The sequence below is a fragment of the Micromonospora sonchi genome, assembly GCF_014646235.1.
Classification (GTDB): Bacteria; Actinomycetota; Actinomycetes; order Mycobacteriales; family Micromonosporaceae; genus Micromonospora; species Micromonospora sonchi.
Genome location: NZ_BMNB01000029.1, coordinates 1 through 25,987 on the forward strand (window position 1 = coordinate 1; position 25,987 = coordinate 25,987).

Sequence of the window (25,987 nt, forward strand, 5' to 3'; positions counted from 1 at the left end):
CTTCTACCTCGACGCGGCCTGCATCCTCATCACGATCCGCAGCCTCATCGTCCGAGCCTGGAAACACTACCGATGGGAAACCCGACCCCGCAGCCCTCGCATCCGATGACCTACTGGCGGACGCACTTACCTGCACATCTTGGTATGACGTGCAGTATCCGCTGCTCGATGGGCCCTGGTCCGAATAGAAGATTGTAAACGGCGTCACCGGCTGCCATGTGTAGAGGAAACTGCCGCTGCCACCAGAGGCCGATGCGGTGCAATAGAAGTCGCGCCACGGGCCGATGCCATACCAGGCATCGCATTCAGCATCGACGGTCAACGTGGTGGCGGCGGCCGGGGCGCCGACCATCGTGCTGCTCAGCACGGTCGCAGCCATGCCGAAAGCGACTGTCGTGACCAGACCCATCGATCATTCAATCCACGTAGGTGTATGCATAGACGATATGGCAGGTGGCGCGAGCGCGCTGAGTTTCGACCCTCACGAGGGCTTCTTCGACTCACGTGCGCCTAAGCCGATATGGATGACTCCTGAGCGTTACGAAGTGGCGCGAGAGTGATGGCTGTTTGGTGTGATTGAAGAGGGCTCGAATAAATAGTTATGCTGCTGGCATCGGGCCCGCCGATAGGTTTGTTTCGGCGGGTCCGGTTTCCTGTTCGAGTGCGGCGAAGTCCAGCGTCCCGGGTCGGCTGTCAGCGATCGCGTCAGCACCGCGCTCGTTGACCAGTCGAACGGCTTGCGAAACTGGGCAGGCATCAGCGTGAACGTGAAGACCTTCCGGGGCGTCGCGGCGATAGCCGGAACCCAGGCATCTTCGGTGGTGCTATTTTAGGGACAGATGTCCGGCGTTCTCGAACGTCTACTGCGCGGAGTTCTCACGGTCTTGCGGGGCGCGACTTCTCGTTTCCTCCCGTGGCATTCCGCGGCAGCTCGAATCCGAAAAGTGCTGCGAGGATGGCCCCTATCAGAGGTAGAAACGCTGCACCCCAACCAGCCTGTAGGGCGAAAGCCACGGCGGTGATTCCGGTGAAGAGCAACGTTCCGAGAAGGAAGAGCGCGAGGCGCATCTCTTTGAAAGACATGCGTCAAGTATCGGGGACGGACGCACTATATCCTAGTACTCTAGCCACGGATTGTGATCACGGCTCGGTGAGGGCTTGTCGGGTGTAGTGGCTGGTCATGGCTTGTGCCTGGGCCGTAGGCCTCGTCGGCGGCCGCCCACCGGCACGGCCGCCCGGCGGTGACGGCTGCGGCGATCATGCGGGCCGCCAGCGCCCAGGGTCTGGACGCGCAGCGGGTTCGGGTGCAGACCTTGGACCGAAAGGCCACCGAGCGGGCCGGAATCCGGGGCGTGCTGATGCGTGTCGGTCAAGCCGATACCGCTGCCACCGGCGCCGGGCCGGCTGACCTGCGGATGACAGTCGACTACTCGTCGTTCGCCACCGCCTACGGCGCCGACTGGGCTACCCGGCTGCGGCTGATGACCCTGCCGGAGTGCGCGCTGACCACGCCGGAGCAGCAGCGCTGTGCCGGAACGCCGGTGAAGTCGCGGAACAACCCGGCTGCCCGGACGGTTTCGGCCCAACTACCGGTAGCGGCGGCGGGCACGCTGGTGGCGGTGGCAGCAGACGCTTCCGGGCCGGCAGGTGACTACTCGGCGACCCCGTTGCAACCGTCGTCGACCTGGTCGGTCGGGGGAAACACCGGTTCCTTCACCTGGTCGTGCCCGATGCGGGGTTCGAGTTCTGGTCGGGCGGCTACAACGAGCAAGAAGTCTTTGTCGTCTGGAATAGGCGCGGCGAGTACAGTCCTGGACCCGATCTGGTTAACCCCGAGAAGCGCGAGATCGGACAGCTTTAGGGTCTCCGTGCGCAGGGTCGGTACCCGCACGGGCGGTGGGTACTGACGACGCTAGGACCGGCCTGCGTCACCGTTCCACCGGAGCGTCTGCTACTTCGGTGGAACGGTCTGTCCAGGTGAGTGCCGTCGGGGGAGTGGTGAGGTGCCGTGCCATCTGGGAGGATGCAAAGATGTCGACCATTGCCCTGGCGGGAACGTTTCTTGTGGCAGGATCCTTCATCGGGGCAGGTCTTTTGGTCCTCTTGACCGGGAAGGCGCCGAAATCCCCCCACCCGAACTGGGTCTCCGGCGCTGGGTTCCTGCTCACCGGACTGGCTATTGCTCTGGTCCAGACCGCAGCGCGCAGTAGTGGCGTATTGATGCTGCTTGCTGCATTCGCTGGGCTTGGATGCCTCTTCGTGGCTGCGGGACTGCTTATCCGATACGGCCTCGCCCGTCCCAAGGGGGATTGATTCATCGGGGGGCGAGCGTACGGAACTGGGTGAGTTGACCTGGCGGCTGTCGCTCGCGCCGGGCGAGAGCGGCGAGGTCGCGCTGGGTTTCCGGGTGGACCTGGCCAAGGGGGTCGAGCTGACCGGCTGGCGCGAGTAGGAGCGAACCACCGACACGTACCGGCCGGGCCATGCTGATCAGTGAGACCGTTGTCGAGGTGGACTCGACCGTCTGCGGGACCGACCCCGCCGAGCACGTCAAGCGACAGGGCGGACGTTTCTCCGGACAGTCGGGTCGGCCATCATGGACACCCGGCCGCTTCCGATGCCAGAGATGAGTGCCAATTTACTTGTCACGGTAACTTCGTGCATACCGGCTGTCGGCGGGGCTCAGGTCGACTGCTTCGCTTCAGATCAGCGGGTCAGGCCGACGATGGTGGCCAGTCGCGCCAGGTCGGCCGGTGCCGGTCCGCGTTGGATGATCTCGGCGAGGAGGGTACGGGCGACCGGTCGGCTGCGGACCTCGGCGGACGCGATGCGGTCGGCGTGGAGCAGGGCTTGGCCAGCCTGGGTGGGGTCGCCGGTGTCGAGGTGCAACCGGGCGGTGTCGATGAGGTGGGCGGCGCGGTGTTCGGGTGGTAACCGTCGCCACCCGTCGCTGCGGATCACATGCTCGTGTTGATGAATGGCGTCGGTGGTGTCGCCGAGGTGATGGGCGGCGAGGGATCGGGCCAACTCGACGGCGGTCGGCCCGAAGCCGGTGTGGTGGGGGTCGGTGTGGTTGGCGCGTCGGTCGGTGAGGGTGGCGGCGTGGTCGAGCAGGTCGTGGGTGTTGCGGCGGTCGCCGGTGCCGGCGGCGGCGAGTCCGGCTTGGAGGAAGAGGGTTCCGCGTACGGTCTCGTCGTCTGCGGTGCCGGTGGCGGTGAGGGCGGCGGTGAGCGCGAGTTGGTGGTGGCCGAGGGCGCGTAGCGCCTGGGTGACGGCGATGGTGGCGGTGGTGGTCAGGGTGGGGATGTCGGCGGCGGTGGTGACGGCCCGGTCGGCGGCGAGCCAGGCGAGGTCAGCGTGGTTGAGTTTGACCAGGACGTTGGCGGTGATGCGGTAGGTGGCCACCAGCAGGCTTCGGGTGCCGCGGGTGGTGTCGAGCAGGCCGGGCAGGGCGTCCAATAGTTGCGGGTAGCGGGCGTGCTGGTAGGTCATCCAGGCGTACGCGACCTGCCGGCGTGCCTGGTCCGCCGTGGCGGTGCGGTGGGGTCGATCGTGGTAGTGGGCGAGGGCGGCGCGGACGGCGTCGACCCCGTCCAGCCTGGGGGCGGCCGGCGGCGGTTGGCGGGGGCCGAGGAGCATGTCCAGGCCGAGGCGTAGGACGTCGGCGATGTCGCGGATGACGGAGTAGCGGTCGAGTTTGCGGACGCCGCGTTCGATTTTGTCGACCCAGCTTTTGGATTTGCCGAGCCGGTCGGCGAAGGCCTGTTGGCTCATGCCTCGGCCGGCCCGCAGTTCGGCGACCCGCCGGCCGAGGGGTATCGAGTTGTGGTCGCGCCGGTGGGGGCGGTTCATCGGTTCCCCTCCACCGGTGGCGTGGCGTGGGTGGGCTCCCCGCAGCGTGGGCACCACCGCGACTTCACCTTGAACGCGAACAGCCCAGCCAGGAACCCCAGCAGCACCCCACTGAGCACCAACATCATCACCACCTCGACGCCCACGGCCGCTCACCTTCCACCGAGACCGAGAGCCGGGGCAGTGTCCGCAGCCATGGACACATCGGAGGGAGGTGACCCGCCGCGAGGGCCGCGCCCGTTCGGCGTGGTGCATTGAAAATAGTGCCCATCGCAGATCCCTTCGGGTTCTGGCAAGCCCTCATGCCGGAGGCCTTGGTCGGATGACCGCGAGTGAGGGCTCTCTTCTGTCTCCACCAAACGCAAGTTAGCGCACTAACTTTGCGATGTGAAGTAGATAAGCGCGCGAACTATGCTCGTGTCGGATCGCACCCTCGTTTGCTACACCCCGGGGTGCATGGTCGACTTGACCCGGATACCTGGGCCAAACCGGAAGGGCTGTCCATGACCAACAAGGAACCGCCGAACTACCAGCGCATCGTGGACGACCTGCGCTCGCGGATCCTCTCTGGTGAACTGGCTGCGGGGGATAAGCTGCCCACCGAAAGGGAGCTACAGCAGCGATGGCGCTTCTCCACGACCATCGTCAAGCACGCTCTCACTCTGCTGCGGAGCGAAGGGTTCATCGAGGGTCGACGCGGCTCCGGCAACTACGTGCGCGACCGGACCCAACTCGTGCGTCGCGCCCATTCTCGAGACCTGCGCAAGCGCCTTGGCAGCACATCGCCGTTCGCGCGAGACAGCGAAGCGGCCGGGAGGCAACCGAGCTGGGAGTCGGAGAGCGAGAAGATCCCTGCGACGCCGCACGTCGCGGGACGACTCGGCATCCGGCCCGGCGACTCGGTGATGCACACCAAATATCGGTACCTCGCGGACGGCAATCCCATCCAACTTGCGGACTCGTACGAGCCGCTCGCCGTCACCGGCGGCACGCAGGTCGAGTATCCCGAGCAGGGGCCGATCATCGGCGTTGTTGCCCGGATGGACTTCATCGGCGTGGCCATCGACCGGTTCGTCGAAGAGGTCACCACTCGACCGGCGATGCCCGAGGAGATCACCGCCCTCGCACTCGACCCGCGCAGCGGCAGGTGGGTGATCTCGATCGAGCGCACCTACTACGCCGGGCCAACCGCAGTCGAGACCGCTGACATCGTCTTCCCCGGCGACCGATACCGACTCGTCTACGAGATGCCCATCGACCCCTGGTCGCCAGCAAAGGAGACCGAGACTCCCTGACACTCCGTCGGGCAGCATTGAGGATCGCCTGTGCGTGGCCTCTGAGGGAAGCTGTGACCTGGCACGCAGTTTCGCTGCACGTCCGCACCGGCTACACGGAACACCGGCCCGTACGCGTGTCCTTCAACGTGCTCGCTGGCGACCGCAATCAGATCGTCACCACGCACGGCGACGTGCGCATCATCGCGAAGTTCCGCCCGGAGGAAGCTCCCGAATGATCATCACGCCGGCTCGACTGGAAGACGTCGACGTCATCATGAGCTGGCGACGGGAACGCGTGGCGTGGCTCGCCGCCCGAGGTGAAGAGCAATGGTCCATCCCGCTGCCCCGCTCGGCCGTGGCATCGACGGTCTCAGCCGGACAGACGTGGATGGTGTGGGAGGGCCAGGACCCAATCGCCACCATCACGCTGACCGCATACCTCGACGTCGACAGCCTATGGAAGCCCGACCGCGACCCAGAGGCACTGTGGCATCCGGAGGGCGACCTCGCAGACGCGTTGTACGCGGCGAAGATGATGATCCCGCTCGCACATGCCGGCGAGAACTTGGGCGGTGAGCTACTGGATTGGGCCGGAGGCCGAGCCTACGACGCTGGGCTGACCTGGCTGCGGCTGGACGCCTGGACCTCCAACCACCGGCTGCACGACTACTACCGCCGCCAGGGCTTCCGCCACGTCCGCACCATCGAATCCCGCGTCTCCGGCGCGTGCTTCCAGCGATCCGTTCAGCCCTACGTCAACGGGCGACTGAAGATGGAAGCAGTCTGACCGCACGGCGCAGCCCGGCCCTCTCGGCAAGACGGCGATGCACGCAGATCGTGGCGCCCGAGTCCGGCCTTCCACCCAACCGTCCAAGATTGCAGTCGCCTTGCTGACAGGAACCGTGAACGATCGAACTATCAGGACCACCATCGACCGGCTAGCCCGAAAATTTGAGGAGCCACCCTTGACCATGCCGCAGCAGCCGCATCCTGGTGACGCATACAGCAACATCCCGCCCAGCCAGCCGCAGCCGTGGACCGGAGCGGACGGTCAGCCCCTACCGCCACCACCAACCAGCTCCGCCGCCAGCGGCGGAGCCAAGGACAACCGAGTGCGGCTCATCGCCGCCGGCGCTGCCGTCCTCGCGGTACTCGTCATCGGAGTGGTTGGCTACACGGTGTGGGACACGTTCGTTCGGGAGGACTCGGGTGTTGCCGCCTGCAAGGCGATGTCCGAAGGCCGGCAGCCCGACGGCAGCGACGATGCCGGTGAGGACGCGAAGCTGACCGAGGCCCAGTACCGGGAGGCGCGGAAAGTGTTCGAGGACTCGCGGCACGAAAAAATCCGCGAACACGGGACGGCGCTGATGGACATCGTATGGCAGGTCGATCAGTTGGACGACGAAGAGGCCTTGGGGGCTCTGGCGTTCATGGGGCCGCTCGGTACGCATATGAGCGGGTTGCAGACGGCATGCGCGGATCAGGGCGTGATCGTCAATCTCAACAAGGACTGAACCGCCGCTGCGGCCATCCACCCCACCGATCTCCTGCGGGGTGGGTGCGCGGCTGAGGACCCGTTCCACGAACCTGGTGGGGCCGAATCCCAGTTCGGCGAGTCGGGCGAACGCCCCGCCGGAGCGTAGCTGGTCGGATCGCAGCAGCTCAGCAACGGTCGCCAATCCGTCCGACACGATGGAGCGAGTGACCAGCTTCAGGGCCCGATAACTGTCACGCCCTTTTCAGCTACTGCTATGAGGATCGATCTCAGGTCCGCATCCTTGCAGTCGAAGAGTTCCGCGCACTGGCTGGTCGCCTCCACCTGCACCTGAGTCCACAGGCAGGAATCACAGCAGCACACCACTGATCACCATCACGATCATCGTCACCTCGATATCCGCGAGCCCGCGCCCTCCGCCGTGCCCGAGCGTGGCACGGCTATGGGGACGTCGCGGGGCTGATCAGCCCTGTCTGGTAGGCGAGGACGACGGCCTGGACGCGGTCGCGGAGTCCGAGCTTGGCCAGAATGTGGGCGACGTGGGTTTTGACGGTCGCTTCGGAGACGGTGAGGCGGTCGGCGATCTCGGCGTTGTTGAGGCCCTCGGCCAGCAGGTGCAGGACTTCGAGTTCGCGTGCGGTCAGGGCAGCCAGGTCGCGGGGGAGCGGGGACGTCTCGCTGTTGCCGCGGCGGGCGAATCGTTCGACGAGACGGCGGGTGATCGCGGGCGCGAGGAGCGCGTCGCCGGTGCGGACCAGCCGGACGGCGGCGAGCAGGTGTTCGGGGCTGACGTCCTTGAGGAGAAACCCGCTGGCTCCGGCGGTCAGCGCCGCGTAGACGTACTCGTCGAGGTCGAAGGTGGTCAGCATGATCACGCTTGGCTGGTCGGCGGCGGCGTCGGTGAGGATGCGTCGGGTGGCCTCCAGGCCGTCCAGTTCGGGCATTCGGATGTCCATGAGGACCACGTCGGGGCGGGTGCGTCGGACCGCGTCGACCGCCTCGCTGCCGTTGGTGGCCTCGGCGACCACGTCGATGCCGTCGCTGGCCAGGATCATCCGGAAGCCGGCCAGGACCAGCGCCTGATCGTCGGCGATCACGACGCGTGGTGGCACGGTCACGGGGCCTCCAGGGGGATCTGCGCGTGGACGCGGTAGCCGCCGGTGGGACGCGGCCCGGCGTGCAGGCTTCCACCGTAAACGGCGAGCCGTTCCTGGAGCCCGATCAACCCGCGCCCGCTGCCGGTCGCTGCCGGCCCGCCCGGTGCGCCGCCGGTGTTGACCACCTCCACGCCCAGGTGGCCGGCGTGGTAGTCGACGACGACGGTCGCGGACGCGCCGGCCGCGTGCCTGACGGTGTTGGTCAGCGCCTCCTGCACCACCCGGTAGGCCGCCAACTGGATCCCGGCCGGCACCGGACGTGGCGGCTCGGCCACACGCAGATCGACCGGTACGCCGCTGGCCCGTACCCCGGCGACGAGCGCGTCGAGCCGGTCGAGGTCGGGTTGGGGTGTGAGGTCGGCGGTGCCGGCCGGGTCGGCGCCGTCGGCGTGCATCGTCAGCAGCCCCATCACGTGGCGCAGCTCCGACATCGCCGCCCGGCCGCCGGTCTCGACCGCGAGCAACGCCTCGCGGGCCTGCTCCTGGTCGGCCGCCATCACCCGGCGAGCGGCGCCGGCCTGGATGATCATCATGCTGACGTTGTGGGTCACGACGTCGTGCAGTTCCCGGGCGATGCGGGCGCGTTCCTGCTCGGCGGCGCGGCGTAGCGCCTCCTGCCGTTCGCGTCGCAGCGCGTCCGTCCGCGCGCGTTCCTCCTCGGCCCGGCGTCGCCACCTGCGTAGCCCGTCGGTCGCGATGGCGATGGGGATCAGCACCAGGAACGGGACGGCGTCGGTGGAGACGGTCGGCAGCGTCGACGATGACTGGATCTGTTGGTACAGCAGGGCCGCTGCGGACTGGCTCGCCAGCGCGGGCAGGCGGTACGGGCTGTAGACCGCGGCGCTGTACGCGGCGATGACGCAGACGTAGAACGAGAACCGCAGCGTGGCGCGGTCATCCGTCACCATGGCCAGTACCCCGGCCGTGCCCATGACGGTCCAGAGTGCCGCCAACGGATAGCGGCGACGCACCACCAGTGGCACCGCGATGAGCAGCATCACGATCACCCAGATGAGGTGATGTTGGGCCAGCGCCCCGACGTTCGCATCGAGGGTGTCCGCCGGGTCCAGCGGGATCGGCGGCGCGGGCAGTTCCGGCCTGATGGTGCCCCCGCTGAGGGCGGGGGAGGGCACGCCGTAGCTGGCCTGGATCGCGACGAGACCGAAACCGAGCGCGAGGACCCCGTCGAAAACCTGGGCGCGCCAGGAGGGCCGCGGCAATGGACCCGATGGCCGGAGCAGCTGGCTCAGCCACCCCCGCAGCTGGGGTGCCATCGTTGCCGTCTCCGTCACCCGACCCATTCTGGCCCTGCGCCACGGCCGACGGCGTCGGCCGGAAGAATCATGGGGCTCACGCCGGAAGCGTAGGCCGTGAGGATGACACCCCTCGGCTTCATCCCGCGAGGCTGCCGAAGATCGCTCGCCGGGCCGACGCGTCCGGACGCCGGCCGCGCCTAGCGTCGTCCACCAGCACATCAGCAAGCCGAGGGAGACGACAATGACCGTGCCAGCCATCGAGCTGCACGACGTGACGCGACGATACGACGACGGGCCACCCGCACTGCATGACACGACACTGAGCGTCGCGCCCGGCGAGGCGGTCGCCATCCTCGGACCGTCCGGCAGCGGCAAGTCCACGCTGCTCAACCTGATCGCGGGTCTGGACCGGCCGAGCGGCGGCACCGTGACCGTGGACGGCGTACGCGTCGACAAGCTCAACGAGACGGGTTCGGCCCGCTACCGGCGCGCGAAGATCGGCATGGTGTTCCAGTTCTTCAACCTGCTCGACGACCTGACCGTCATCGACAACGTCGTCCTGCCCGCGCAACTGTCCGGCGTGACGCGCAGTGCGGCCCGCCTCCGCGCGGCCGAGCTGCTCGACGCGCTCGGCGTCGCCCGGCACGCCGCGGCCTATCCGGGCCGGCTCTCCGGCGGCGAACGGCAACGCGTCGCCGTGGCCAGAGCGCTGATGAACCGGCCGACGCTGTTGCTGGCCGACGAACCGACCGGCGCGCTCGACACCGCCTCCGGCGAGGAGGTCAAGCGGCTGTTCAACGACCTGCACGCCGACGGCCAGACGATCGTCCTGGTCACCCACGACCTGCCGTTGGCGGAGTCGTGCGCAACCCGCACGATCCGGCTCGTGGACGGCCGGGTCGTCGCCGACGATGTTCGCGCCGTCACGACGGGGCGGGGCCGATGAGCGCGATGGGCCGCGTGGTGCGCTCCGGTGTGGCCCGCCGCCGGGTACAGACCGTGGTGATCGCGCTGGCCACCATGATGGCGGTGACCGCTTCGGTGCTCGGCGGGTCGCTGCTGGCCGCCTCCAGCGGGCCGTTCGACCGCGCGTTCGCCCAGCAGCACGGCGCGCACCTCACGGCGCAGTTCGACGCGGCCAGGACGACGGCCGCGCGGCTGATGGCCTCCGCGGGGGCCACCGGGGTCATCGCGGCCGCCGGTCCGTTCCCGACCGCGACCGCCGCGCCACGCGATGTCGCCGCCGAGTTCGACCTGCCGCCGATGACGATCGTCGGCCGTACGACGCCCGACGGAGAAGTGGACCACGTGTCGCTGAGCCAGGGACGGTGGGTGAACGGCCCCGGCCAGATCGTGCTCTCCGCCGACTACCCCGTCGGGCCGTCCCCGTTGGATACCGACCTGCGCTTTCCCGACCTGCCGGGGCAGCCGACGCTGACGGTGGTCGGCGTCGCCCGGTCGGTCGGCCGTACCGCCGACGCCTGGGCGTCACCGTCCGACGTCGCCGCCTTGACCGCACCCGATGCGACCGGCGGCTACCAGATGCTCTACCGCTTCGCCGAGGCGAGCACCGCCGCGCACGTCGAGCGGGGCCAGGCTGCGGTGCTCGCGCTCGTCGGATCGCCGGCGCTGCTGGGGGCGCAGTCATGGCTGACGATCAAGGACGCCAGCGAACGCGAAGTCGCGCTGTTCCTGCCGTTCCTGGTCGCGTTCGGGGCACTGGGCCTGGTCATGTCCGTGCTCGTCGTCGGCACCGTGATCGCCGGCGCGGTCGGCACCGCGACGCGACGCATCGGCGTCCTCAAGGCCATCGGGTTCACTCCCGTGCAGGCCGTGCGGGCGTATGTGGCCCAGGCGCTGATTCCGGCCACGGTCGGCATCGCGGCCGGGGTCGTGGCCGGGAATCTCCTGGCCATCCCGGTGCTGGCCGACACCGATCAGCTTTACGGCACGACCACCACCGGCGTCACCTGGTGGATCGACGCCGTCGTGGTCGCCGGCGCGCTGGGCATGGTGGCGCTGACCGCGTGGGCCGCGGCGCTGCGGGCCGGCCGGCTCCGCACCGTCGATGCGATCGCCGTCGGACGTACGCCTCGCCCCGGTCGCGGGCGATGGGCGGCCCGGCTGACCGCCCGGCTCCCGCTGCCGCGATCGGTCAGCCTCGGACTGGCCCACCCGTTCGCCCGGCCCGCCCGCGCCGCCGCGGTGCTCGCCGCGATCATGTTCGGCGCCACCACGGTCACCTTCGCCGTCGGCGTGGCCGCTTCACTGAACCGGGTGCAGATCGCCAAGGACCACGCCGCCGCCGACGTCGTCATCGACACCTTCGCGCCACCGCGCGGAACCGGCCCGGCCCCCAACACCGCACCGCGAGCGTTGAGCGCCGACGACACCGCGAAGGTCACCACGGCGATCCAGGCGCAACCCGGGACGGCCGAGTACTACCGCGTCGCCACCACCCAGGTCGCCGTCGCCGGGATGACCGGCTTCGCCCGCCTCGACGCCTTCACCGGTGACGCCTCCTGGGGCGGCTACGAGATGATCTCCGGTAGGTGGTTCACCCGTCCCGGAGAGGTGACGGTGCCGAGCACGTTCCTGACCGCGACCGGCACCCGGATCGGCGACAGCGTCGTGCTGACCGACCACGGTAAGGCGGTGCCGGTCCGGATCGTCGGCGAGGTGCTCCACCCGACCAACAACCTGCTGGTGTTCGCCGACGCCGCGACGTTCGCCGCCACGAAACCGAACCTGACCGCCGCGAGCTACCACATCCGCCTGGCCGACGGCGTCGACGTGAGCGAATACCTCACCGGCCTGAACAGCGCGCTGGCAACCTCGGGCTTCACCGCGGCGTCGGAACAATCCACGGGGGGCAGCAGCACCATCGTGCTTCTCGACGCGCTGGCCGCCCTGCTCACCCTGATGCTGGTCGCGGTCGCCGCCATGGGCGTGCTGAACATGGTCGTGCTCGACACCCGCGAGCGCGTCCGCGATCTCGGCATCCACAAGGCGTTGGGCATGACACCCCTCCAGACCATCGCGATGGTCATCGCGTCGGTGCTGGTGACCGGACTGGCCGGCGGCGCGATCGGCGTCACGGCCGGCGTCGCCGTGCATCGGGCGGTCACGCCCGCGATGGGCGACGCTGCCGGCACCAAACTGCCCACCTCCGTCATTGACGTCTACCAGCCGACCATGCTGCTGCTCCTCGGTCTCGGCGGCCTGCTCATCGCCGTCGCCGGCGCGTTCCTACCGGCCGGCTGGGCCGCCCGCACCCGCACCGCCGTCGCCCTGCGCACCGAGTAGCCAACCGTCGGGAAGCGCCTTGGGTTTCGCATGATCGACCGGGGGCTTGCGCCCCGGTCGATCATGCCCGTCTGAACACCTGACGCGCCATGCCGGATCATGGGTGGGGTGGCCGAACACGTGTCAGGGGCCCAGCATGAGCCGCCCTTCGTGAAGCACCGTGGGTTGTTGTACGCGGTCGCGTACCGGATGCTCGGCAGCGTCAAGGAAGCCGAAGACGTGGTGCAGGAGGCCTGGCTGCGGTGGAGTCGTGTCGAACCGGCCACCGTCGTGGATGCCGAAGCCTTTCTGGTACGAGTGACCATCCGGCTGGCGATCGACCAGCTGCGCAGCGCCCGGGTGCGGCGTGAGTCGTACGTCGGTCCGTGGCTGCCGGAGCCCATCCTCACCCGACCGGACATCGCCGACGATGTGGTCCTTGCCGATTCCGTCTCCACCGCGCTGTTGTTCGTTCTGGAGACGCTGTCTCCGTTGGAACGTGCGGTGTTCGTGCTGAACGAGGCGTTCGGATACCCGTACGCCGAGATCGCGCAGCTCCTGGGACGTGGGGTACCGGCGGTACGGCAGCTTGCGCACCGGGCCCGAAAGGCTGTCGAAGGCCGCCGGCGCCGATATGACAGTGACCCTGTGACCCGGCAGCAGGTGACCGAGCGGTTCCTGGCCGCCTGTTCCGGTGGCGACATCACCGCACTGATCGAGGTTCTGTCACCGAACGTGACGATGGTCAGTGACGGCGGCGGTCGCACCGGTGCGCCACGCAAGCCCATCCATGGCGCGGGCCTCGTGGCCCGGGCCATCGTCGTGCTCTCCCGGCAACAGCCGGTGGGCTCGACGGCCGGGGTGCTTCACCTCAACGGTGGCCCGGGTGTCGTCGTGTGCTGTGACGGGACGGCGGTGCTCGCGATGACCCTGCACATGGTGGAGGGTCTGGTTCGGACCATTCACGTCGTCAGCAACCCACAGAAGCTGACAGCCATAGTGCTGTGACCCAGGCCACTCGATGACGTGTCACACATCGGGGTCACCATCTCGTCCGTGAGCGACTGGTCAACCGCCACTTCCACGCTCACGGAGACGCCGATGTTCGCCATCTATCTCACGGTGACCCTGCTCGCCTCAGCCCTCAACGGTGCGGCCGCCATCGCGAACCTGGTCGGCCACGACTACCCGAAGACGGAGGCGGATCGCAATCGGGTACCCCGATCGTGGGTACGACCATTGGGAATGCTCCTGGGCGCGGGCGCGCTCGGCTTGCTGGCCGGGTTCGTCGTGCCGGTCGTGGGTACGCTCGCGGCAGCCGGTCTGGTCTTGTACTTCCTCGGCGCGCTGGGCGCACACGTGTGGGCGGGAAATTTCCGACTCGGCGCCTGGGCACTCTTCTTCGGACTCGCTCTGGCCGCACTCACCGTCAACCTCGCCTACCATCCGATCGCCTACCGGTAGGGTCGTCCGCGTGGATCTGGACGACACTGCCGCCCGGCTCGGGGTACCCGTCGAGGAGGTCGATCGCGTGCACCGGCTCGCCGGTGAGCGGCCGTCGGCGCCGCTGCCCGCCAAGGCCGACGCGCCCGCGCTCCTCGACCGACTCGCGGTGCGGCCGGACGACGCCGCCGAGATCATGGCGGGTTGGCCCGACCCTGACTCCCCATTGTGGGCACCGGAGCTGCGCTGGCTGCTCGACCGTTCGATCGCTCTGGTCCGCGCCGATCTCGGGGGCCACGAATGGCTGGCGCCCGGCCCGGCGCTACCGCGCGAACGAGGTCCCGCCTGGCGGCATCTCTACGTGTACGCGTACCTGGCTCTGGTCGACGTGGTCAGGGGCTACCACCGCGACCACGGCGTCCCGGACTCCGTGTCCTGGGTGACCCTCGCGGACCTGGGCCGCAACCTCGCGATCGACCGGCGCATGCACCGCGAGGGCTGGCCGGTCATGCAGAGCTGGCTGACGCTGCACGCGCGTGGTGCCGTCTACGAGCTGGGCCGGCTTCAGCACCATCGCGGCGATACCGCCATCAGCCTGCACATCCCCGAGTCGGGGCCGATGACGCCGGAGGCAGTCGCGGCGTCACTCGACGAGGCCCGCGCGTTCTTCCCGCGCCACTTCCCCGACGAGCACTACACGGAGTTCTCCTGCGCCTCATGGCTGCTCGACCCGCAGCTGCGGGAATACCTGCCGGAGGACTCCAACATCGTCCGGTTCCAGCGGAGGTTCGAACTGGAGCCCTACGAGGAGACGGAAGGGCCGGACGCCGACGTCGAGGTGCTGCGGTTCGTGTTCCGCACCCTGACCACGCCGCTCGACCGGCTGCCGCGCCGCACCGCGCTCCAGCGGGCGGTCGTCGACCACCTGAAGGCCGGCCGCCACTGGCAGTGGCGCTGCGGCCGTTTTCCGATCTGATCGGAAATGCCGCCGGGGCGTGCGGGTGCAGACACACACCCGCACGCCCACCACGAGGTGATCAGGTCGCCGAGGACTGGTCAGGGGGTGAGCACAACGGTGGAGATGCTGCGGGCGCCGACGTTGACGCTGACCTGTCCGCCGTTCAGGCTGACCGGCTGGCTGGCCGCATTGGCGTTCTGCGAGGTGAGGTAATGCTCCGCACGGGTGATGTCCTGCGGCACCTGGATCACGGCATTGTTGACCGCGCTGGTCGAGCGGTTCAGGATCACCAGCGTGGTCTTCCCGTCACCGGAGTAGGCGGTCACCTCCAGCGGCGAGGCCTTTGAACTCTTCGTCAGGGCGACTCGCTGGTAGCCGGGGCGGACGTACTTGGCGTACTGCGAGAAGGCGTACCCGCGCTTCAGCGGAGCCCCCGCCGTGGTGCCGAAGGCCGCTTCGCCGTCGCCGATGAAGGAGTAGTAACGCTTGCCGTACCACCAGATGTAGGCGGTCCAGTTCGATTCCATCGACCTGTGGACCGTACGCATGATGTCGTCGAGCGTCTCGTTCCAGACCGCCTGGTTGCCGGGGTTGCCCCAGATGTTGGAGCCGTTGCCGTCGGCCTCGTGTAGGTTCCACTCGGTCATCCACACCGGCTTGTTGTGTTGGTCGGCCAGGGGGTACGACCGTAGCCGCCCCGAGGCCTCGGTGCCGTACAGGTGGCCGCCGATGTAGCCGATGTTGTTCCGGGCGGTCGTGTCGTTCAGGGTCGGATCGGTGTAGCTGTAGTTCAGGTTCACCGCCTCGGCGACCATCAGTCTGGTGTTCTGCACCCGCGCACCGTGGTCGCGTACGAAGTTGCGCAGTTCGGTGCCGCTCCAGTCCATCGAGTCGTAGTCCGGGTGCCAGTCCGGCTCGTTCTGCACCGAGGTGACGTCGACGGTCACCCCCTGGTCGCGCATGTACTGGACGTAGCTGTTCAGGTGGTTCGCGTAGTCGGCGTAGCGGTCGGTGCGCAACTTGCCGCCGTTGACCCGGCTGTTGTTCGTCTTCCACGCCGCCGGCGCCGTCCAGGGCGAGGCGAGGATCTTCACCCCCGATCCGGCGGACTTCGCCGTACGCAAGGCGTTCACCTGGGTCGACCACTCACCGGAGACCGGCGAGATGCCGGTACGCACGATCGACAGCCCGAGCTGGTTGGCCCCCAACCCGACCAGCGTCTGCGTCTCAGCCGTCGACCAGGTGCCGCCCCAGATCGGCGTGGCAGCCCCGAACCCGTCGATCGTCTGATATCTGGTGGCGCTGTTGACCGTGATGTCCGCCGGCCCGGTGGGGGGCGGGTTGCTCGGCCCGGTCGTCGGCCCCGTCGTGGGCGACGTCGTGGGCGCGGAGGTGGTCGGTGGTGGGGTGGTTGGTGTGGTGCCGCCGGTGCAGGTCACGCCGTTGAGGGCGAAGCTCGTGGGTACGGGGTTGCTGCTGGTCCATGAGCCGTTGAAGCCGAACGAGGTGGAGCCGTTGGTGGGGATGGCGCCGTTGTAGCTGACGTTCCTGGCGGTGACCGCGGCACCGCTCTGGGTCAGCGTGGTGTTCCATGCCTGTTGGACGGTCTGCCCGGCGCCGAAGGACCACGTCAACGTCCAACTGGTCAACGGATCACCCAGGTTCCTGCCACTGCGACGACACGGCGTAGTTCACCGAACAACCCGCAGCTGCCGCGCCGGCGGGCAGTGCCACGGCGACCGCAGCCGACGCCAGGAGCATGGCACCGGCCGACACCCGAGCGGCGTTGACTCTGAGTCTTCTCTGGGCGTGTCTCATCGCTGCTGTGCCCTTTCCGGAGTGGGGGTGGGGGTGGGGGAAATCTTGCGACTTGGTGGTTGGGTCCGAGTTCGCTCAGGGCGCGCAGGAGTGGCCCGGCTCGGTGGCGGATCACCCGTCCCTTCGCTGGGAACGTTCACTATCTGATCGACCTGCGCCGCGTGGCCTTGCCTCCAACGGATGGTTGAGGGGGTGGGAGCGCTCCCGTAATATACCCGACGCAGCTGTTAACGTTCACTCACCTAGCGACAGTCGCCAATGTGAAACTGTCATCCCGTCAGGAGGGTGCATTATGTTCAGATTCAAGCCCATCAAGGTCGGCCTGGCGTCGGTCGGCGTCGCGTTGCTGGCGTCGGCGGCGGCCGCCGTGGCGTTGCCGGCCAGTGCCGCGGCGGCGGGTTGTTCGGTGAACTACGCCGTGTCGTCGCAGTGGCAGGAACCTGGGTGATCCGATGACCAGTTGGACGTTGACGTGGTCCTTCGGCGCCGGGCAGACCGTCCAACAGGCGTGGAACACGACGCTGACCCAGAGCGGTGCCGCGGTCACCGCCAAAAACGTCAGCTACAACGGCGCCATCCCCACCAACGGCTCCACCTCGTTCGGCTTCAACGGCTCATGGACCAGCAGCAACCCCGTACCCACGAGCTTCGCCCTCAACGGCGTGACCTGCACCGGCGGCACCACACCAACCACCCCACCGACCTCCGCACCGCCGCCCCCGACCACCGCGCCGCCGCCTCCGACGACGCCGCCGCCGGGTGGTACGTGCAATCTTCCGTCGTCGTACCGGTGGTCGTCGTCGGGTGCGTTGGCGCAGCCGAGGTCGGGGTGGGTGTCGTTGAAGGACTTCACGCACGCGCCGTACAACGGTCAGCACCTGGTGTACGCCACGACGCATGACACGGGTTCGACGTGGGGTTCGATGAACTTTGGTTTGTTCTCGAACTGGAACCAGATGGGGTCGGCCAGTCAGAACCAGATGCCGTTCGCGGCTGTCGCGCCGAGCTTGTTCTACTTCGCGCCGCGCAACGTCTGGGTGTTGGCCTACCAGTGGGGCGGCCCGGCGTTCTCGTACCGGACCTCGACGAACCCGGCGAACGTGAACAGTTGGTCGTCGGCGCAGACGTTGTTCTCCGGCAGCATCTCCAACTCCGGCACGGGTCCGATCGATCAGGCGGTGATCGGTGACGACCAGAACATGTACCTGTTCTTCGCCGGGGACAACGGCCGGATCTACCGGGCGAGCATGCCGATCGGGAACTTCCCGGGCAGCTTCGGGTCGAACTACACGACGATCATGACCGACACGACGAACAACCTGTTCGAAGGGGTGCAGGTCTACAAGCTGCAGGGGCAGAACCGGTACCTGATGCTGGTCGAGGCGATCGGTTCGCAGGGTCGGTACTTCCGGTCGTTCACGGCCACCAGCCTGGGTGGTACGTGGACGCCGCAGGCGACGAGTGAGAGCAACCCCTTCGCGGGTAAGGCCAACAGCGGCGCGACCTGGACCAACGACATCAGCCACGGTGAGTTGATCCGCAGCAACGCCGACCAGACCATGACCATCGACCCCTGCAACCTGCAACTGCTCTACCAGGGGCGTTCCCCCAGCTCCGGCGGCGACTACGGCCTCCTGCCCTACCGCCCGGGTCTGCTGACCCTGCAACGGTGACGAACTGGTGATGGTCAGGTTATTGGCGCGTCAAGGCGCGCCGCGGATGTGAAGCAGCGGAGCTCCGGTGAAGAGGGTCGTCTCACCAAGACACCCGGGACCAGGAGCTCCGCTGTTTTCCGCTCGGCTCACCCTGCGGTCGCGAGTGCGGCGATGGCGGCGTGTGGCCGATGGGTGCCTTCGCTGGGCCGCTGTAGGCGCTCCACGTCCGTGAAGCCGGCTTGCGCCAGTCGTTCGGAGAACTCGTCAACGGGCCAGCGATAGGCGGTCACGACCTTGTGGTCGAAGGCGGCGACCTCATCACCCACGAAGAAGCCAACCACCAACGTCCCATCCGGGGTCATTACTCGCCGGAACTCAGCGAGCACGCCGTCGAGGTCGTTCGGCGGCAGATGGATCAACGAGCCCCAGGCCAGGATGCCGGCGATCGAGTGGTCGGCAACGGCGAGATCGTCCATCGATCCGAGTTGGTAGCTACCGGTCGGGTGCGCTGCCTGCGCGTGGGCGATGAACTCGGGGACCATGTCGATTCCCGTTGCGTCGGCGCCCAGTGAGCGAAGGTGGTCGGTGATGTGGCCAGGCCCGCAGCCCAGATCGAGCACCGTGCCGGGTCGCCCCGCCAGATGCCGGCCGATGAAGGCGAGGTCGTCGGGGTGTACCTGCTGGCTCGTCCCGAACAGCCCGATGTAGAGCTCCGCGACGGATGCGTACGCCTGCCGGACCTGCTCCCTGTTCACCAGGCGATCATATGAGCACTACGAAACCTGATGGTCAGCTGCGGCGCGCTGCGCGCTCGTGGCGGTCGACTGCGCGGGCGTGGGCGATCGCGAGCACCCGGTCGATCTCGGGCAGCATCTGCGGGCCGGGCATGACGACGCTACCGAAGCCGTACAGCGCGTAGCCGGGGTGCGGCACGACGATGTCCAGTCTGGCGAAGTCGAATTCGTGCCGGTGGTCCTCGAAGTCCCCGGGTGGGAAGCCGAACAGTGCCTCGAATTCGGCCCGGCCCAGGTCGAGGTTGAGGCGGAACACGCCGGGGCGGTCGAGCTCCGAGGCCTCGTCGAAGCCGGGCACGTTCTGTTCGACGATGGTGGCGAACGGCTGGCGCCGGTCCGGGCCGACGTAGAAGAACCGGTCGCCCCAGGAGCCCTCGGGTGATCCGTTCTCCTTGCTCGCCACGAGCTGCTCGACGCCGGGCAGTGCGCGGATCCGATCGGCGAGCATGGCCGCGTCGACGCCAGTCGGGATGTGCAGCACCGCGTCGGCGTTGTCGATGGTGGCCTCATCGAGCGGGAAGTAGCGGTAGTCGTGAGTTCTGCGCTCGGCCGGTTCCGCCTCGGATGCGTGGACGTACCGGGGAAGGTTGGACCCCTGCTGGAGTCTGCCTTCGTAAGTGGTCGGGGCGGGTGCCTCGATGCCGAGTGCGGGGCTCGCGCCGAGGCTGCCGACGATCACCGCGTACCGGTCGCCGAGCAGCGATGCGATGATCGCGCCGGCCCCGGCCCAGGACACGTCCCTACCGGCCATCGTCATCGTGCTCAGGTGGCGTTGGAGGTGCGCGTTGTGCGCGAAGACCAGCGTGGGTCCGCGGTCTGCCTCGGCCGCGCGGATCGCCAGCAGGTTCTCGGCCATCAACGCGTCCCGGACCCCGGCCAGGCGGGCGAAGCGTTCCTCACGCGGCAGAGGTGCGGCGGCTGCGGCGTGGTAGCGCAGCACGGCGAGCGCGGACGTGACGTGTACGAACGCCGCCTGCCAGCCCTCGGTCCGTCGGGGTGCCTGCAGGTAGAGCTCGGTCAGCAGGTCGTCGGCGATCACCCGCAGGTGCTGGGCGTCCGCCGAGCGCCCGATCGACCTGCCGGGCTCCCAGATCGCGGCCGTGTCGCTCCACCGGCCCTCGTCGCCGACCAGGTCGTCGATCTCCGCTGATCGGTCGAGGCCGAGGAAGTCGCAGACCTGGGTGAGGTGGCGCCGTGGACTCGGGGCACCCTCGGTCTCCAGCGGGGCGTCGAAGCCGTGGAACGTCAGGTGCTCGGAAGCCGGCCGCCCGGCGTTCCACTCGCGCATCCGCAGCAGCAGGTCGCGGTTGGCCGGGGCGGCGCCGAACCCGTGACTGAATCCATCGGCGAGCGCACGGTCGAGCGTGACGGTCGCGGAGCCCTGGACGAACTCGTCGGCGATCAGCCCCGCGGCCCGGTCGCTTTCCAGCGCGATCGACCGGTAGCCATGTTCGGCCAGCGACATGAAGGTTTCGTTACGGATCTGCAGGAACGCGGACTCGCCATGCGTCGGCTCGCCGAGCGCGAGCAGGGTCGGCGGTACGGCAAACAGGTCGAGAAGAGTGGTCATTGCATCAACCGTATCGTTGAACCAGCGGTTGAAACTTACGAGCGATGGAGCGCGGTGACAGCCACGAAACCCTCCAACCCGGGGGTATGCCGACCAGTCGACCTCGCGCGCCGCCACGGCCTGTCCGCGCAGGCCGTGCGCAACTACGAACGAGATGGTGTGCTGCCGCCGGCCCGGCGCAGCCCGACCGGCTACCGCCGGTTCACCGAGGTGCACGCCAAGGCGCTCAGCGCCTACCTGGCGCTGATCGCCGGCCACGGCTACCCGGCCAGCGGCGAGATCATGCGTGCCGTCAACCGAGGCGAGATGGACCTGGCGTTGCGTACGATCGACCGCAGCCATGCCCTGTTGCAGCGCGACCGGGAGACCCTGGACGCGGTCGAGGCGGCGGTCGCGATTCTGACCGCGACAGATCCACAACCGCAGGGCCGGAAAGTTGTGCCGATCAGCGTGCTGGCACATCGGCTCGACGTACGGCCCGCGACCCTGCGCAAGTGGGAGCGGGCCGGGATCCTGCAGCCGGCGCGCGACCCGGCCACCCGCCACCGCCGCTACTCGCCGGACGACGTCCGCGACGCGGAACTCGCCCACCTGCTGCGCCGCGGCGGGTACCGGCTCGATCACATCGCCGGCGTGCTGCGCCGGGTGCGCGACGCCGGTGGGGCCGAACCATTCGCCGCATCGCTGCACCAGTGGCGGGGACGGCTCACCGAGCGCGGCCAGGCCATGCTCACCGGGGCTGCCCGGCTCGCCGAGTACATCGACGAAATCAACAGGTTACCCACCGCGCGGACCGGTTCGTACTGACCAGGCTGCGGCGCATCGTCGGATGCCCGCTGGTCGGTAACCCGACTTGGCTACGCCAAACCGTCGGCTCTCGGTGTCTGATGCTCGCACCGTCCCGACCTCCCGGGACGCTTTCCACAATGGAGGTTCGCGTTGCGTTCGAGAGTCGCCCGAAGGGTCATGGCGGGTACCCTCGCCCTTTTCGGCGCCCTGGTCGGCGCCGTCTTCGTGACGGCAGGGCCCGCGTCAGCCACCCCGATCCGGAACAACACGCCCTGGTCGATTCTGTTGTGCCGGTTCAGCGACCGGCCCGCCACCCCGCAGCCGGCGTCGTTCTTCGCCAACTTCCTCACCTCGACGGGTGCGGGCACCGGCGGCGTGGCCGACTACTTCACCGACCAGTCGGGCGGTCGGGTCTCACTGGCCGGCTCGGCCGTGCGGGGCTGGTACACGATGTCCTGGACGCTGGACCAGTACCGGACCATCGACCGGTGGACGCGGATCCAGCGGTGCGTCGACACTGCGGCGGCCAACGGCTACACCGTGCCGGCCGGTCACCGGATCGCCGTGATGCTCAACGACTGGGTCGACTCGGGCGCCTCCGGCGGCCGGGTGCTGCTCGACCCCGGCGCGTGGAACGTCGGCTTCGCCGCGCACGAGATGCTGCACGGCATGGGCCTGGGCCACTCGTTCTCCAACGACACCACGTACCAGAACGCGTCCTGGTCACAGCCGGGCGAGTACGACGATCCGTGGGACGAGATGAGCGCGATGCACATCTACGCCTTCGGCACGGCGAACTACGGCACCAGCGCGGTCGGGCTCAACGGCCCGCACCGGGACGAACTCGGCTGGCTGCCGAGCAACCGGATCTTCACGATGGGCGCGGACGGGGTCGGCTCGCGAACCATCTCACTTGCCGCGTTGGAGACGCCGGCGGCGGCCGGACCGCAGCTCGTCCGGATTCCGTTCAACCCCGGTGACCTGTTCAACTACTACACCGTCGAGTACCGCCGTAAGACCGGTTGGAGTGCCGCCATCCCGGCCGACACCGTCCTGCTGCACGAGGTCCGTAACGGCACCCCGTACCTGCTGCGCACCGGAGCCGGCGGCGGCCCCGCGCAGTCGCTCAACGCCGACGGGGTCCAGATCAGCGTGAACAGCCGCGCCGGCAACAACGCGACCGTCACCATCACCACCGATATCATCAACCGCTGCCTGCAGGGGTACGTCTGGCGCGCGGCCCGCCCCAGCGACCTGGTCTGCGTGACCGGTGCGACCCGCAGCCAGGTCGCCGCCGACAACGCGGTGGCCGCGTCGCGCTGGGTCAACGGGGCGTCGGGGCCGCACACCTGCATCTCCGGCTACGTCTGGCGGGAGGCGTTCGCCGGTGACGATGTCTGCGTCACCGGCGCCCAGCGCACCCAGGCCGCCGCCGACAACGCCGCCGCGGCGAGCCGACGCAACCCGGCCCGGCTGGTGAGCGGGCCGAACGCCTGCGTCAGCGGCTACGTGTGGCGCGGCGCCGACCAGTCCGACTACGTCTGCGTGACCGGTGCGACCCGCAGCCAGGTCGCCGCCGACAACGCGGTGGCCGCGTCGCGCTGGGTCAACGGGGCGTACGGGCCGCACACCTGCATCTCCGGGTACGTCTGGCGGGATGCGTTCATCGGTGACGATGTCTGCGTCCTCGGCACCCAGCGCACCCAGGCCGCGGCCGACAACGCCGCCGCGGCGAGCCGGGTCCTGCGTCCCGGAGGCTGACCGCCCGCTTCAGGCCCTCGTGGATCCCGCCGCTGGCACGGCGGGATCCACGAGGCTGATGCTGTCTATCGCGGCGCCCAGCGCCACACCGTCTCCGAGCCACCGCCGCTGCGTACCTGTTGCCGCTCTGGCGGCCCGAGCATCTCGGTCAACGCGGTACCGAGTTGCTCGCAGCGCTCACCGAAGGGGCGGAAGCCGTAGCGGGGCACCAACCAGACCGCTCCGCCGCCGGGTCCGGCCGCCACCTGCCGGGCCAGCTCGGCCGGGTCCTGAGTCTCGATCCGCTGCCGGTAGTCGGTCCAGTCCAGCCGGCCCGGCCACTCCTGCTCGGGAAAGCTGAGCAGTCGCGGCCGATGACGCAGCCGCCGGATGACGTCGGGCCCGAGCTGATCGGGGCAGAAGACCACCGTGTCGGCGTCGGTGACCTGCCGGTTGAGCAGACCAGCGACGGCCCCGGCGTCGGTGCGGGGGCGGGCCACCAGCACGGCGTCCACCGCCAGCCAGGAGATCGCCAAACCGGCGACCACCAGGATCATCCAGAACCTCGGCAGCAGCGCCGCGCCGACCCCGAGCACCAGCACCGCCAGGGGTAGCACGACCGCGGCGTACCGGGTGACCACCGCCGACCCGGTGAGCCAGGCCACCGCGACGGCGAGCAGCAGGGTGGCGGCGCCGGTTCCGCCGATCAGGCGGGCCCGACGGCCGTCCGCGACTGCTCCCCACGTCATGAGCGGCCAGGTGACCAGCACCAGCGCGCTGGCGACGGACACGCCGGCGGTCGACCACTCGGTCACCACGGAGAGCAGGACCTTGGTGCCGCTGCGTCCCATCCAGGGCGTACCGGTGTGCTGGCTCTGGTACAGGAACGTCGGAAGCCAGGGAAGGAACGGCACGGCCCCGGCGGCCAGCCCACCGAGGCTCCACCAGGCTGCGCGGGAACGCTTCCGCAGCAGCGACACCAGCAGGCCGGCTCCGACCACGGCGTACAGGAAGAGCGCCCAGTAGTGGGTGAGCAACAGCAGGCCGGTGACGACAGCCAGGCCGAGCGCCCGGGCCGGACCGGGGCGTCGGCGGACCCCGTCCAGGGCGAGGACGCCGAGCAGCACGAGCAGGATCACCAGAGCGTACGGGCGGGCCTCGGTCGCATAGCGCACCAGCCACGGATTGCCGGCCGCGAGAATCAGCGTGACCAGACCCGCGTTCGAGGGGCGGGCCGCGACGTACCAGAGCGGCAACGCGGCGGCGGCGAACAACCCGGAGAGGCTGCGCACCGCCCAGTCTCCGGTGCCCACCAGCCCCATCCAGCCGTGCAGCAGCAGGTAGTACAGCGGTGGGGCGCCGTCGCCGCGCAGCGCCGCGAACATCTCAGGCAGCGGCAGTCGGGCGATCGCCACGCTCTGCGCCTCGTCCAGCCAGAGCGGGGAGGTGGCGCAGAAACGCAGCACAAGGCCGGCAGCGAGCACCAGCGCGACGAGCGCGATCAGCACCTTCCCGCCCGAGGATCCCGGCCACCTGGCCACCGGCGTACGCCGGCGCGCGGCGCTCATCGCCGACCCTGATCCGCCCTCGGACCGGTCGGGGCCGCCCGGCCACCGCCGCCCGAGCGGTACGTCATTCCACTGCCTTTCCCCGCGCCGTTGGTCACCGACGGCGGTGGCTTCCCCGATTCGGGCGCGCCGAACCGCAGTGATCCGCCGAGTTCGCAGGGGGCCGTCCCGGTCAGGACGGCGCAGTGGCTCCCGCCGTCAGTGCGGCGTCCCCGTCCACCGGCGGGAGGGGGCGCGGCTGGGCAGTGCCGGTCGGACCGTGCACGTGGGGCCGACCCCCTTCCCAGGTGACCTCGTCGAGCCAGAGTTGCCGGCCGGGCGAGTTGGTCCCGACAGCGCCCGGTTGCCAGGCGTGGTACAGCAGCCAGGTGCGTCCGTCGTCCTCGACCATGGTGGCGTGCCCGGGGCCGGCGGCCGCGGAGTCGCTGCGCAGGATGGGATTCTCCGGCGCCTTCTGGCAGGGGCCGGCGGGCGTGTCGCAGGTCGCGTACCCCTCGGCGTATGCCTTCGAGGCGTAGTCGTTGCCCGAGTAGAAGAGGAAGAGCCGGCCGTCGTGGCGCCAGAAGAAGGGTGCCTCGACCACCGCCCCCTCCCACGCGCTGGTCTGCTTGAACAGCCGCGTCGGCTCGCCGACCAGGTGCAGCCCGTCGTCGGTGAGGCGTTGCGACCACAGCCAGGTGTCCGCGCCGATGGCGTTGCCGTCGTTCTTCCAGACCAGCCAGAGGCTGCCGTCGCTGTCCCGGAACGGGCTGGCGTCGATCGCGCCGCCCTGATCCGGCGAGCAGACCAGGGGAGCGGTGGAGTGGTCCCGATACGGTCCGGCGGGTGCGTCGGCGACCGCCCGCCCGACGCACTGGGTGCCTGAGGCGCGGTCGGCGGCGCTGTAGAAGAGCAGGTAGCCCGATGCGCTGTCGATGATCTCCGGTGCCCAGGTCCGCCCGGGGTCGGCCCAGGTCGGCAGGGTGGGCAGCGCGTCGCCGGCCGGCGCCCACGTCACGAGATCCGGCGAGGTCAGCACGGGCACGTTCGACCCGCCGCTGTTGGTGTGCACCAGGTACCAGGTCGAGCCGACCCGAATGGCCTGCGGATCCGGGCTGTCCGCGGCGTGAACGGGGTTGACGAAGTTCTGCGGGTCGACGGATCCCACCGCGGGGTCGTACCAGCGGAGCCCGGAGCCGAGCATCGCCGCGATGACGACGACGAGCGTTCCGATCATCGCGACGCGGCGGTATCGGCTGTGACGAGCCGTAACGTCGACCAAGAGAGCTTTGTCCAATCCGGTTCCGGAGGGCAGCAGACCCCAGGGACAACCCGGACGGCCGAACAAATG

21 protein-coding genes and 2 pseudogenes are annotated in these 25,987 nt (G+C 69.0%); 13 read left to right on the plus strand and 10 right to left on the minus strand.

Features of this window, described 5'->3' with window-relative positions; all coding sequences use genetic code 11:
- A partial coding sequence (locus IEY61_RS32225) for a hypothetical protein (RefSeq protein ID WP_189048270.1) occupies positions 1-409 on the minus strand: 409 nt, incomplete at its 3' end.
- 1,622 nt (positions 410-2,031) lie between these two features.
- Here IEY61_RS32225 and IEY61_RS24375 point away from each other — a divergent pair.
- Entirely contained in the window at positions 2,032-2,313 is a 282-nt protein-coding gene (locus tag IEY61_RS24375; RefSeq protein ID WP_189048417.1) for a hypothetical protein, read from the plus strand.
- 393 nt (positions 2,314-2,706) lie between these two features.
- On the opposite strand, the gene IEY61_RS24380 is transcribed toward IEY61_RS24375, so the two are convergent.
- Together IEY61_RS24380 and IEY61_RS24385 are read right to left on the minus strand one after the other, a co-directional pair.
- Positions 2,707-3,852, minus strand: a complete 1,146-nt coding sequence (locus IEY61_RS24380) for a helix-turn-helix domain-containing protein (RefSeq protein ID WP_189048272.1) — start codon at positions 3,850-3,852, stop codon at positions 2,707-2,709.
- Complete coding sequence (locus tag IEY61_RS24385; RefSeq protein WP_189048274.1) at positions 3,849-3,998, minus strand: hypothetical protein; 150 nt, start codon at positions 3,996-3,998, stop codon at positions 3,849-3,851. The genes IEY61_RS24380 and IEY61_RS24385 overlap by 4 nt, the downstream gene beginning before the upstream one ends.
- 393 nt (positions 3,999-4,391) lie before the next feature.
- On the opposite strand from IEY61_RS24385, the gene IEY61_RS24390 reads away from it, so the two are divergent.
- The 4 genes from IEY61_RS24390 to IEY61_RS24405 all read left to right on the plus strand — a co-directional run bounded on the left by IEY61_RS24390 (position 4,392) and on the right by IEY61_RS24405 (position 6,643).
- A complete protein-coding gene (locus tag IEY61_RS24390; protein WP_189048276.1) occupies positions 4,392-5,147 on the plus strand; it encodes a GntR family transcriptional regulator in 756 nt (251 codons plus the stop codon).
- Between the two features lie 53 nt (positions 5,148-5,200).
- Positions 5,201-5,365 carry a hypothetical protein gene (locus IEY61_RS24395; protein ID WP_189048278.1) on the plus strand — a complete coding sequence of 55 codons (165 nt, stop codon included), beginning with the start codon at positions 5,201-5,203 and terminating at the stop codon, positions 5,363-5,365.
- Entirely contained in the window at positions 5,362-5,916 is a 555-nt protein-coding gene (locus IEY61_RS24400) for a GNAT family N-acetyltransferase (RefSeq protein WP_189048280.1), read from the plus strand. The genes IEY61_RS24395 and IEY61_RS24400 overlap by 4 nt, the downstream gene beginning before the upstream one ends.
- Positions 5,917-6,094: 178 nt before the next feature.
- Positions 6,095-6,643 carry a hypothetical protein gene (locus tag IEY61_RS24405; protein WP_189048282.1) on the plus strand — a complete coding sequence of 183 codons (549 nt, stop codon included), beginning with the start codon at positions 6,095-6,097 and terminating at the stop codon, positions 6,641-6,643.
- 421 nt (positions 6,644-7,064) lie between these two features.
- Here the strand turns inward: IEY61_RS24405 and IEY61_RS24410 are convergent, their stop codons facing one another.
- Both IEY61_RS24410 and IEY61_RS24415 read right to left on the minus strand, forming a co-directional pair.
- Complete coding sequence (locus IEY61_RS24410; RefSeq protein WP_189048284.1) at positions 7,065-7,742, minus strand: response regulator; 678 nt, start codon at positions 7,740-7,742, stop codon at positions 7,065-7,067.
- A complete protein-coding gene (locus IEY61_RS24415; RefSeq protein ID WP_229706413.1) occupies positions 7,739-9,073 on the minus strand; it encodes a sensor histidine kinase in 1,335 nt (444 codons plus the stop codon). The genes IEY61_RS24410 and IEY61_RS24415 overlap by 4 nt, the downstream gene beginning before the upstream one ends.
- A 205-nt stretch (positions 9,074-9,278) precedes the next feature.
- Between IEY61_RS24415 and IEY61_RS24420 the strand changes: the two genes are divergently transcribed.
- From IEY61_RS24420 to IEY61_RS24440, 5 genes are all read left to right on the plus strand, one after another.
- Positions 9,279-9,983, plus strand: a complete 705-nt coding sequence (locus tag IEY61_RS24420; RefSeq protein ID WP_189048288.1) for an ABC transporter ATP-binding protein — start codon at positions 9,279-9,281, stop codon at positions 9,981-9,983.
- Entirely contained in the window at positions 9,980-12,343 is a 2,364-nt protein-coding gene (locus IEY61_RS24425; RefSeq protein WP_189048290.1) for an ABC transporter permease, read from the plus strand. The genes IEY61_RS24420 and IEY61_RS24425 overlap by 4 nt, the downstream gene beginning before the upstream one ends.
- A 99-nt stretch (positions 12,344-12,442) precedes the next feature.
- Entirely contained in the window at positions 12,443-13,330 is an 888-nt protein-coding gene (gene sigJ, locus IEY61_RS24430; RefSeq protein ID WP_189048292.1) for an RNA polymerase sigma factor SigJ, read from the plus strand.
- Between the two features lie 93 nt (positions 13,331-13,423).
- On the plus strand, positions 13,424-13,786 hold the full coding sequence (locus IEY61_RS24435) for a DoxX family protein (protein WP_189048409.1): 363 nt from the start codon (positions 13,424-13,426) through the stop codon (positions 13,784-13,786).
- 10 nt (positions 13,787-13,796) lie between these two features.
- Positions 13,797-14,741, plus strand: a complete 945-nt coding sequence (locus IEY61_RS24440) for an acyltransferase domain-containing protein (protein ID WP_189048295.1) — start codon at positions 13,797-13,799, stop codon at positions 14,739-14,741.
- An 80-nt stretch (positions 14,742-14,821) separates the two neighbouring features.
- Here the strand turns inward: IEY61_RS24440 and IEY61_RS24445 are convergent.
- Positions 14,822-16,541 (minus strand): annotated as a pseudogene (locus IEY61_RS24445) (cellulose binding domain-containing protein).
- A gap of 292 nt (positions 16,542-16,833) precedes the next feature.
- Between IEY61_RS24445 and IEY61_RS24450 the strand changes: the two are divergent.
- Positions 16,834-18,214: pseudogene (locus IEY61_RS24450) on the plus strand (non-reducing end alpha-L-arabinofuranosidase family hydrolase).
- A gap of 128 nt (positions 18,215-18,342) precedes the next feature.
- On the opposite strand, the gene IEY61_RS24455 reads toward IEY61_RS24450, so the two are convergent.
- Entirely contained in the window at positions 18,343-18,951 is a 609-nt protein-coding gene (locus IEY61_RS24455; protein ID WP_189048297.1) for a class I SAM-dependent methyltransferase, read from the minus strand.
- A gap of 34 nt (positions 18,952-18,985) precedes the next feature.
- Positions 18,986-20,560, minus strand: a complete 1,575-nt coding sequence (locus IEY61_RS24460) for a DUF6194 family protein (protein ID WP_189048299.1) — start codon at positions 20,558-20,560, stop codon at positions 18,986-18,988.
- A gap of 54 nt (positions 20,561-20,614) precedes the next feature.
- Between IEY61_RS24460 and IEY61_RS24465 the strand changes: the two genes are divergently transcribed.
- Positions 20,615-21,367 carry a TioE family transcriptional regulator gene (locus IEY61_RS24465; protein ID WP_229706414.1) on the plus strand — a complete coding sequence of 251 codons (753 nt, stop codon included), beginning with the start codon at positions 20,615-20,617 and terminating at the stop codon, positions 21,365-21,367.
- A 159-nt stretch (positions 21,368-21,526) separates the two neighbouring features.
- On the plus strand, positions 21,527-23,110 hold the full coding sequence (locus IEY61_RS24470; RefSeq protein ID WP_189048303.1) for a metallopeptidase domain-containing protein: 1,584 nt from the start codon (positions 21,527-21,529) through the stop codon (positions 23,108-23,110).
- 65 nt (positions 23,111-23,175) lie between these two features.
- Here the strand turns inward: IEY61_RS24470 and IEY61_RS24475 are convergent, their stop codons facing one another.
- Together IEY61_RS24475 and IEY61_RS24480 are read right to left on the minus strand one after the other, a co-directional pair.
- Positions 23,176-24,657: a glycosyltransferase family 39 protein gene (locus IEY61_RS24475; RefSeq protein WP_189048305.1), complete on the minus strand. Its 1,482-nt coding sequence runs from the start codon at positions 24,655-24,657 to the stop codon at positions 23,176-23,178.
- Between the two features lie 172 nt (positions 24,658-24,829).
- Complete coding sequence (locus tag IEY61_RS24480; RefSeq protein ID WP_189048307.1) at positions 24,830-25,873, minus strand: glycoside hydrolase family 43 protein; 1,044 nt, start codon at positions 25,871-25,873, stop codon at positions 24,830-24,832.
- Between the last annotated feature and the right edge of the window lie 114 nt (positions 25,874-25,987).

What these genes read in the sequence shown, in the direction of transcription:
- IEY61_RS24435 (WP_189048409.1), top strand. Translation starts at nt 13,424, where the DNA reads ATGTTCGCCATCTATCTCACGGTGACCCTGCTCGCCTCAGCCCTCAAC.
- IEY61_RS24425 (WP_189048290.1), top strand. Translation starts at nt 9,980, where the DNA reads ATGAGCGCGATGGGCCGCGTGGTGCGCTCCGGTGTGGCCCGCCGCCGG.
- IEY61_RS24470 (WP_189048303.1), top strand. Translation starts at nt 21,527, where the DNA reads ATGGCGGGTACCCTCGCCCTTTTCGGCGCCCTGGTCGGCGCCGTCTTC.
- IEY61_RS24420 (WP_189048288.1), top strand. Translation starts at nt 9,279, where the DNA reads ATGACCGTGCCAGCCATCGAGCTGCACGACGTGACGCGACGATACGAC.
- IEY61_RS24380 (WP_189048272.1), bottom strand. Translation starts at nt 3,852, where the DNA reads ATGAACCGCCCCCACCGGCGCGACCACAACTCGATACCCCTCGGCCGG.
- IEY61_RS24400 (WP_189048280.1), top strand. Translation starts at nt 5,362, where the DNA reads ATGATCATCACGCCGGCTCGACTGGAAGACGTCGACGTCATCATGAGC.
- IEY61_RS24475 (WP_189048305.1), bottom strand. Translation starts at nt 24,657, where the DNA reads ATGAGCGCCGCGCGCCGGCGTACGCCGGTGGCCAGGTGGCCGGGATCC.
- IEY61_RS24480 (WP_189048307.1), bottom strand. Translation starts at nt 25,873, where the DNA reads ATGATCGGAACGCTCGTCGTCGTCATCGCGGCGATGCTCGGCTCCGGG.
- IEY61_RS24460 (WP_189048299.1), bottom strand. Translation starts at nt 20,560, where the DNA reads ATGACCACTCTTCTCGACCTGTTTGCCGTACCGCCGACCCTGCTCGCG.
- IEY61_RS24375 (WP_189048417.1), top strand. Translation starts at nt 2,032, where the DNA reads ATGTCGACCATTGCCCTGGCGGGAACGTTTCTTGTGGCAGGATCCTTC.
- sigJ (WP_189048292.1), top strand. Translation starts at nt 12,443, where the DNA reads ATGGGTGGGGTGGCCGAACACGTGTCAGGGGCCCAGCATGAGCCGCCC.